This window comes from Umezawaea tangerina, assembly GCF_003002815.1.
In the GTDB taxonomy this organism is placed as follows: domain Bacteria; phylum Actinomycetota; class Actinomycetes; order Mycobacteriales; family Pseudonocardiaceae; genus Umezawaea; species Umezawaea tangerina.
In genome coordinates, this window is record NZ_PVTF01000007.1 from 604,134 (window position 1) to 610,673 (window position 6,540).

Genomic DNA, 6,540 nt, shown 5'->3' on the forward strand with positions numbered 1-6,540 from the left:
AGGTTGTGGCCTCTTCTCCGCAGGGGTCCCGACGACTTCCCCGCGCGGCACTTCGGACCGCGTCCCCGAAGTGCCGCTGCCCCCGCCCCGGCGCCGTGCCATGCTGGTCGAGGCGGTCGGAACGGGGGGTGCGCGTGGCGAAGAAGCGCAAGGGCAGCATGGCGCCGTACGTGGCCCTGCTGATCGCGGTGGTGATCTTCGTCCCGGCCCTCCGCGAAGCGGCTCTCAACCTCCTCGCCCCACTGCTGGACAAGGTGAAGGAGCTCAGTCCGTTCGGGTCCTGAGGGGCTGCTCGGCACGGCGGTGTTCGGCACGGGCGTGCCCGTACACCCGCCGGCGATGGCGGTGATCCCGGCGCCGAAGCGGTCGGTGAGCGGCGCCGCGAGCAGCGCGCCGAGCCCGGTCGGTACGTGCAACAGCCCGGCGGTTACCACGCTCTCGCCGCGCGCGGTCTGGAAGTACAGCGGCATCAGGATCATCCCGCCGTAGTTCGCGGCACCGAGCGCGAACGTGGCGACCGACGCCACGGTGAACACCCGCCCCCTGTCAGCCCGAGGTCGAGCAGCGGCCGCTCCGCCCGCAGGGCGTGCACGACGAAGCCGGCCAAGGCGGCCAGCCCGACCGGCAGCGCGATGGCGGCAACCGCGTCCAGCCCGGCCGCGACGCCGACCTCCGCCAGACCGCAGGTGATGCCCACGATCCCGGCGAAGGCCAGGACCAGGCCCCGTCACGTCCAACCGTGCCGCGACACCGCCCAGGACCACGAGCTGCCGCACCTGCACTCGCACCCCGAACCGATGCTCACGTGGAGCTCGGCCGCGACCCTGATGGGCACCGTCGCCGGTCGCGACTGGATGATCCCGCCCGGCTACGGGCTCTGGGTGCCCGGTGGCGTCGAGCACGCGGGCTCCGTGCTGCACGCGGGTGAGATGCAGACCATCACCTTCGCCGCCGATGGCTGTCCCATCGCCTGGACCGAGCCCACCTGCGTCAGTGTCGGGTCACTGCCGCGCGAGATCATCAGGCACCTGCACCGCACGCCCCCCGACGACCGCAGCCGTCCGGTTGCCGAGGCGCTCATGGTCGAGCTGCTCACCCCGCTGCCCCCGCACCACATCCACCTCACGCTGCCCACCGACCCCCGCACCCGCGCGGTCGCCGAACAACTCCTCGCCCACCCGGATGACCAGCGCGAGCTCACCGCCTGGGCCGACCACGTCCACACCAGCGTCCGCACCTTCTCCCGCCTGTTCCCCGCCGAAACCGGCCTCACCTTCGCCACTTGGCGCACCCTGGCCCGCATCCGCGCCGCCATTCCCCTGCTCGCCAACGGCACCCCCGTCAACACCACCGCCCGAGCAGTCGGCTACCGCAAACCCGGCGCGTTCATCACCGCGTTCCGCCGAACCACCGGCCACACACCCGGCACCTACCTACCCCAACCGCAGTAGGCCGTTGCGGCAGGCCCGTCGTGGGCGAGTTCGTCGCAATAGGACGGTCGTGGTTGACGGTGACTGGGCGTGCCAAGGCGGGGCGGTGGTGGTGCAGCACCTCCACGTCCAGTGGTGTCACCCGTGCTGGGGGAGGCGGTTGGCGATGCCGTCCAGGAGGCAGGCCAGGCCGAGGTCGAACTGGGCATTCTCGTCGACGGGTGGTGTGGTGGCGGTGAGGAAGTCGTTGCGCGCGCGGTCCACGAGCGGGTGCGCGTCGCCGTTCTCGGGGAACCACGACCGCGCCTGTCGCCGTGCGTCGTCCACGCCGCCGATGGCGTTGTTCTGCCACATCCTCCGTTCGTCGGCCCACTGCAACGCCTGGCCGATGACGTGGCCCTCGACCAGTCGGGCGTACCTGTGCGCTGTGTGCAGGTCCTGCCCGAGGCGGTGGAAAGTGGCCAGCACGAACTCCTCGCGCCTGCTCGCGTGCGGACCGACCGGGGGCCGCTGGTGCACGAGCCGGGCGAACCAGGGGTGCCTCTTCGTCATGGCCCACATGTCCGCGGCCAGCACCGCGAGCTCGGCGCGCCAGTCGTCACCCGGCCGCTCCGGCGTCGGGACCTCGGCGTTCGCGGCGTCCAGCATCAGGTCGAGCAGGCCGTCCTTGTTGTGCACGTAGCGGTACAGCGACATCGGCGTGGAGGCGCCGAGCTCCTTGGCGATCGCGCGCATCGGCGGCGCGTCACCCCCGCCTTCACCCGCGTCCGCCAGTCGCACGGCCGCGCGCACGATCTCGGGCCGACCCAACCCCCAGTTGCGCTCGGGAGGTTCGGGCAGCACCCAGATCGGCGGTGTCGCTTCCCGCTTCGCCATGCCACCTCCCGTCGGTTGCGCACAGCCTAGCGGGAATGTACGTAGTACGTTTAATGTACGACGTACATTCCCTGGTGAACCGAGGAGCTACCGATGACCACGAGGATTCCGGTGCTGATCTGCGGTGGCGGTATCGCGGGACTGACCGCGGCGCTGGAGCTGCACCGCCAAGGCGTGCGGGCCGTGTTGGTGGAGAAGCACGCGGACACGTCTCCGCTGCCGAAGGCGCGCCGCATCGACCCGCGCAGCACGGAGGTGTTCCGCCTGCTCGGCCTCGCCGACGAGGTCGACCGCGCGAGCGCCCCGCTGGCGGGCTTCGACGACGTGCTCGTCGGCCCGACCATGGCCGAGGCCCGTGCGCCCGAGAACATGGCAGCCCGACGGGGGCTGGCGGACAGGATGTCGGCGCTGAGCCCGGCGCCCAACGTGCTGTGCCCGCAGAACGTCCTGGAACCGGTGCTACGGCGGGCCGCCGAGGAGCGGAGCGTGTCGGTGCGGTTCGGCACCGAGCTGGTGTCGTTCACCCAGGACGACACCGGCGTGACCGCGCTGCTGCGTCCGGTGGACGGCGACCCGTACGAGCTGACCGCCGACTACCTGATCGCGGCCGACGGCGCACGCAGTCCCATCCGCACCTCCCTTGGCATCCCCCTCGGCGGCCACGGCCACCTCGCCGACAACCTCGACCTCTACTTCCGCGCCGACCTCACCGACCTGGCGCGCGCCAGGCCGTTCAACCTCTGCCGCATCACGAACCCCGAGCTCCCCGGCGCGTTCCTCTCCGTCAACGGCACCGACCGCTGGCTGTTCTCCACCTCCGACTTCCCCGACGCGGCGGGACTGGACGACGAGGACTGGCACGACCTGCTCCGCACCGCGATCGGCGTGCCCGACGTCGAGGTCGACCTGCTCGGCAGGATGCCCTGGGAGTCCGCGATGCGGGTGGCCGACCGGTTCGCCACCGGCCGAGTGTTCCTGGTGGGTGACGCCGCGCACGTCATGCCACCGATGGCCGCGGCCGGGGCGAACACCGCCATCGCCGACGCCGCCAACCTCTCCTGGAAGCTCGCGGCCGTCCTGGACGGCACCGCCGGGCCCGCGCTGCTCGACACCTACCACGTCGAACGGCACCCGGTCGGCTACGCGACCGCGGAGCGCTCCAGCCAGGTGGTCGGCAACGTCGGCGACATGCTGTCCTCCTTCGGCCAGGGCGCGAACCAGTCCGGTGACCGCATGGCGACCCTGTTCGGCACCCAGTACACCGACGGCGCCCTCATCCCCGACAACCGCGGCCCTGCACCCACCGACCACTACGCCCCCGCGGGCCGCCCTGGCACTCGCATCCCCCACGCCTGGCTCGACTTCACCACGTCCACAGTGGACCTCGCCGAACCAGGCCTGACCCTGGTCAGCGGCCCCCACGACGAACGCTGGAGCACCGAGGCCCGACACCTCGGCCTGCGCCACGTCCGAGTCCAGGTCCAGAGCTGGCTCGACGAGGTCGCCCTCCCCGCCGACGGCGCCCTGCTCCTGCGCCCGGACACCATCATCGCCTGGCACTCGACCTCGAACGTCCCCTTGGCCGACGCCCTGGCCCGGATACTCGCCACCGCCTCGCCGGATGAGCAGGATCGTCAGGGCGATGCCACAGGGGGGATGTTTGGTACCGCCACAGCTGCCACTCCGTGATATCGCCTCCATTCGGGGGTCTGTCGTCGCCGGGAATCCGGACGGCGGTAGGTGGGAACAGAGTGTGGGTCGGGGGACGGGGTCCGCGAGGAATCTGGGTGGCTGCGGATCCGTAATGGGGGAGTAGCTGGCGGCTTGGGATGGAGCCCGGCCTGGGCTGTTGGCGTGGGAAGGCGTTCGAGCCTTGGTCGGGGGTGGTTCCTGGCGTCGGCTTTGGTAAGCGCGGCCAAGGGGTGGCCCTGGTCGGCGCGGTCAGGAGTTGTTGTCGGGTAGCAGGCCGGAGAGGAGGAGGTCGACGGTGGGGCGGAGGAGGTGGGCCGCGTCGGGGTTGGATTCCATGCCGACGGCCAGGGCCACGAGGACCTGGGCGGCGTCGGTGGGGGTGAGTTTCTTGGCTCCGGCCTCGGCGAGGAGGTCCACCAGCAGGTCCGTGACGCGGTGGGTGAACGTGGTGCAGACGTCGCCGTACAGGCGCGCCTTGGCGTCCAGCAGTTCGGCGGTGTGCGGCGAGTCGCCCGCCAACGCGAGCACCAGGTCCAGCTTGGCCTGGAGCACGTTGTGGACGCGTTGCGCCGTGGGCAGGTCGGCCGCGGCCGCCGCGACGGCCTTGTCGGTCGCCGTGTCGTGCAGCCGCATGGCGAGCCTGCGCACGGCGTCGTCCTTGTTGCGCACGTACTGGTACACGGCCGACCGGGACATGCCCGCCGCCTGCGCGATGTCGTCCATGGTCGTCCGCTTGACCCCGAACCGCGCGAGGCAGTAGTACGTGGCGTCGAGGACCTCGTCGAGCCGGGTGGTGCTCACGACTCGGCCGCCCGCTCCATTCCCCTGGTCCACCAGGTCACTTTACTCGAGCACCGCGAGCAGCTCCTTCGCCAGCTTCGCGGCCGACGCGGGGTTCTGCCCGGTGTAGAGGTTGCGGTCGACCACGGTGTACGGAGCCCAGCTCTCGCCCCGGCTGAACCGCACGCCGAGCTTCGCGAGCTCGTCCTCCAGCAGCCACTTGGCCTTTGGCGCGAGGCCTGTCGCCGCTTCCTCGTCGTTGGTGAAACCGGTGACCTGGTACCCGGCGAACGGGCTGGTGCCGTTCTCGTCGCGGGTCGCCAGCAGCGCCGCGGGCGCGTGGCACACCACCGCGAGCGGCTTGCCCGACGCCAGCGCCTCGACCAGCAGCCTGCCGGAGTCGGCGTCGACCGCCAGGTCCTCCATCGGCCCGTGCCCGCCGGGGTAGTACACCGCGGCGTAGTCCGCCAGGCGCACGTCCTTCAGCTCCACCGGCATCGCCAGCTCGATGGCGGAGTCGATCACCGCTCCGAGCTCCTTCGCGATCTCCTCGCCACCCGCCATGTCCGGCGTCAGGCTGGCCTGGTCCACCGTCGGCACCACCGCTCCCGGCGTCGCCACGGTGATCTCGTGCCCCGCCCCCGTCAACGCCACGTAGGGCGCCACGAACTCCTCGGCCCAGTACCCGGTGGGGTGCCTGGTGCCGTCCTTCAACGTCCAGTAGTCCACCCCGGTCATCACGAACAGGACCTTCGCCATGGGTTGTCGCCTCTTCCCGAACCAGTGCCCACCGGGGCTGTCCCGGCGGTCTGACGAACTGACGTTCTGTGCATCGAATGTCAGTTTGACGCCACTGAAGCTATCCCCTGGGACTACGCACGTCAACCGGAACCGGTTGTGGTGCGCGTCGCCGCACCCGGTCGATCTACGTAGTCGTCACCGACGCGACCACGTCCACCTCGGCGGCATCGTCGTCACCGACACCAGCCGCAACGAGGGGAAACCATGTCCAGCCAGCGAAACAGCCGGTTCCGCGCGGGCGCCACCGCGGTCGCGCTCGCGGCGAGCGCCCTCGGCGCCGCTGCCCCCGCCCAGGCTGCACCGGCGGGAAATCACCCGATCGAGTGCCGCGGTCACGGCGTCGACCCGAACGCCCTCATCCGCGCCGAGGCCGAGGCCGTCATCGACGCACCACTGCGCACGATCTGGGCGCTCCAGACCGACGTCGAGCGCTGGCCGACCTGGCAGGCCGGCGTCCTCACGATGGACCGCCTCGACCCCGGCCCGCTCCGCAAGGGCTCCCGGTTCCGCTGGACCACCCCGGCACCGCCGACCCCCACCACCCCGGAGACCGTCCTCGAGGTCACCTCCACCGTCCAGGACGCCAAGCACCAGTCCTGCCTCCGGTGGACGGGGCCCGCCGTCGGCGAGGGACTGCGCATCGACGAGGGCGTCCACGTCTGGACCTTCACCAAGGTCGCGGGCGGCGTCCGCGTGCGCACGCAGGAGACCTGGACCGGCGCCCAGGTCGAAGCCGACGTCCCCACCGCGACCGCGCTGCTCGACGGCGGCCTCGAGCAGTGGATGGGCGAGCTGAAGGCGCTCGCCGAGGCCAGGGCGTAGGAGTCTCCCGGCACCCCGACGACGGCGGGGCGCCGGGCCCTAGCTGTAGTGATTTGTGACGTTGTTGACGGTTAGGCGGCCAGTCGGCTGATCGGTGGTCGACCACCGAGGGCGCTGTGGGCCCGTCGGGTGTTGTAGT

9 protein-coding genes are annotated in these 6,540 nt (G+C 71.3%); 5 read left to right on the forward strand and 4 right to left on the reverse strand.

What is annotated here, in order from left to right:
• Positions 1–134 precede the first annotated feature (134 nt).
• Positions 135–284, forward strand: a complete 150-nt coding sequence (locus tag CLV43_RS25555) for a hypothetical protein (protein WP_245886949.1) — start codon at positions 135–137, stop codon at positions 282–284.
• Between the two features lie 55 nt (positions 285–339).
• Positions 340–489 (forward strand): hypothetical protein, encoded by a 150-nt coding sequence (locus CLV43_RS47925; RefSeq protein WP_170156002.1) that lies wholly within the window; start codon positions 340–342, stop codon positions 487–489.
• Here CLV43_RS47925 and CLV43_RS25560 read toward each other — a convergent pair.
• Entirely contained in the window at positions 476–697 is a 222-nt protein-coding gene (locus CLV43_RS25560; RefSeq protein WP_106189781.1) for a hypothetical protein, read from the reverse strand. The two genes, CLV43_RS47925 and CLV43_RS25560, sit on opposite strands and share 14 nt — an antisense overlap.
• Between CLV43_RS25560 and CLV43_RS25565 the strand changes: the two genes are divergently transcribed.
• Positions 690–1,451 (forward strand): helix-turn-helix transcriptional regulator, encoded by a 762-nt coding sequence (locus tag CLV43_RS25565; protein WP_106189782.1) that lies wholly within the window; start codon positions 690–692, stop codon positions 1,449–1,451. The two genes, CLV43_RS25560 and CLV43_RS25565, sit on opposite strands and share 8 nt — an antisense overlap.
• A gap of 117 nt (positions 1,452–1,568) precedes the next feature.
• On the opposite strand, the gene CLV43_RS25570 is transcribed toward CLV43_RS25565, so the two are convergent.
• On the reverse strand, positions 1,569–2,306 hold the full coding sequence (locus tag CLV43_RS25570; protein WP_106189783.1) for a TetR/AcrR family transcriptional regulator: 738 nt from the start codon (positions 2,304–2,306) through the stop codon (positions 1,569–1,571).
• Positions 2,307–2,399: 93 nt separating this feature from the next.
• Between CLV43_RS25570 and CLV43_RS25575 the strand changes: the two genes are divergently transcribed.
• On the forward strand, positions 2,400–3,995 hold the full coding sequence (locus CLV43_RS25575; RefSeq protein ID WP_106189784.1) for an FAD-dependent monooxygenase: 1,596 nt from the start codon (positions 2,400–2,402) through the stop codon (positions 3,993–3,995).
• A gap of 252 nt (positions 3,996–4,247) precedes the next feature.
• On the opposite strand, the gene CLV43_RS25580 is transcribed toward CLV43_RS25575, so the two are convergent.
• Positions 4,248–4,799: a TetR/AcrR family transcriptional regulator gene (locus CLV43_RS25580; protein ID WP_106189785.1), complete on the reverse strand. Its 552-nt coding sequence runs from the start codon at positions 4,797–4,799 to the stop codon at positions 4,248–4,250.
• 42 nt (positions 4,800–4,841) lie between these two features.
• Positions 4,842–5,537 (reverse strand): type 1 glutamine amidotransferase domain-containing protein, encoded by a 696-nt coding sequence (locus tag CLV43_RS25585; protein ID WP_106189786.1) that lies wholly within the window; start codon positions 5,535–5,537, stop codon positions 4,842–4,844.
• A gap of 246 nt (positions 5,538–5,783) precedes the next feature.
• Here CLV43_RS25585 and CLV43_RS25590 point away from each other — a divergent pair, with 246 nt between their 5' ends.
• Complete coding sequence (locus CLV43_RS25590; protein ID WP_106189787.1) at positions 5,784–6,401, forward strand: SRPBCC family protein; 618 nt, start codon at positions 5,784–5,786, stop codon at positions 6,399–6,401.
• Positions 6,402–6,540: the final 139 nt, after the last annotated feature.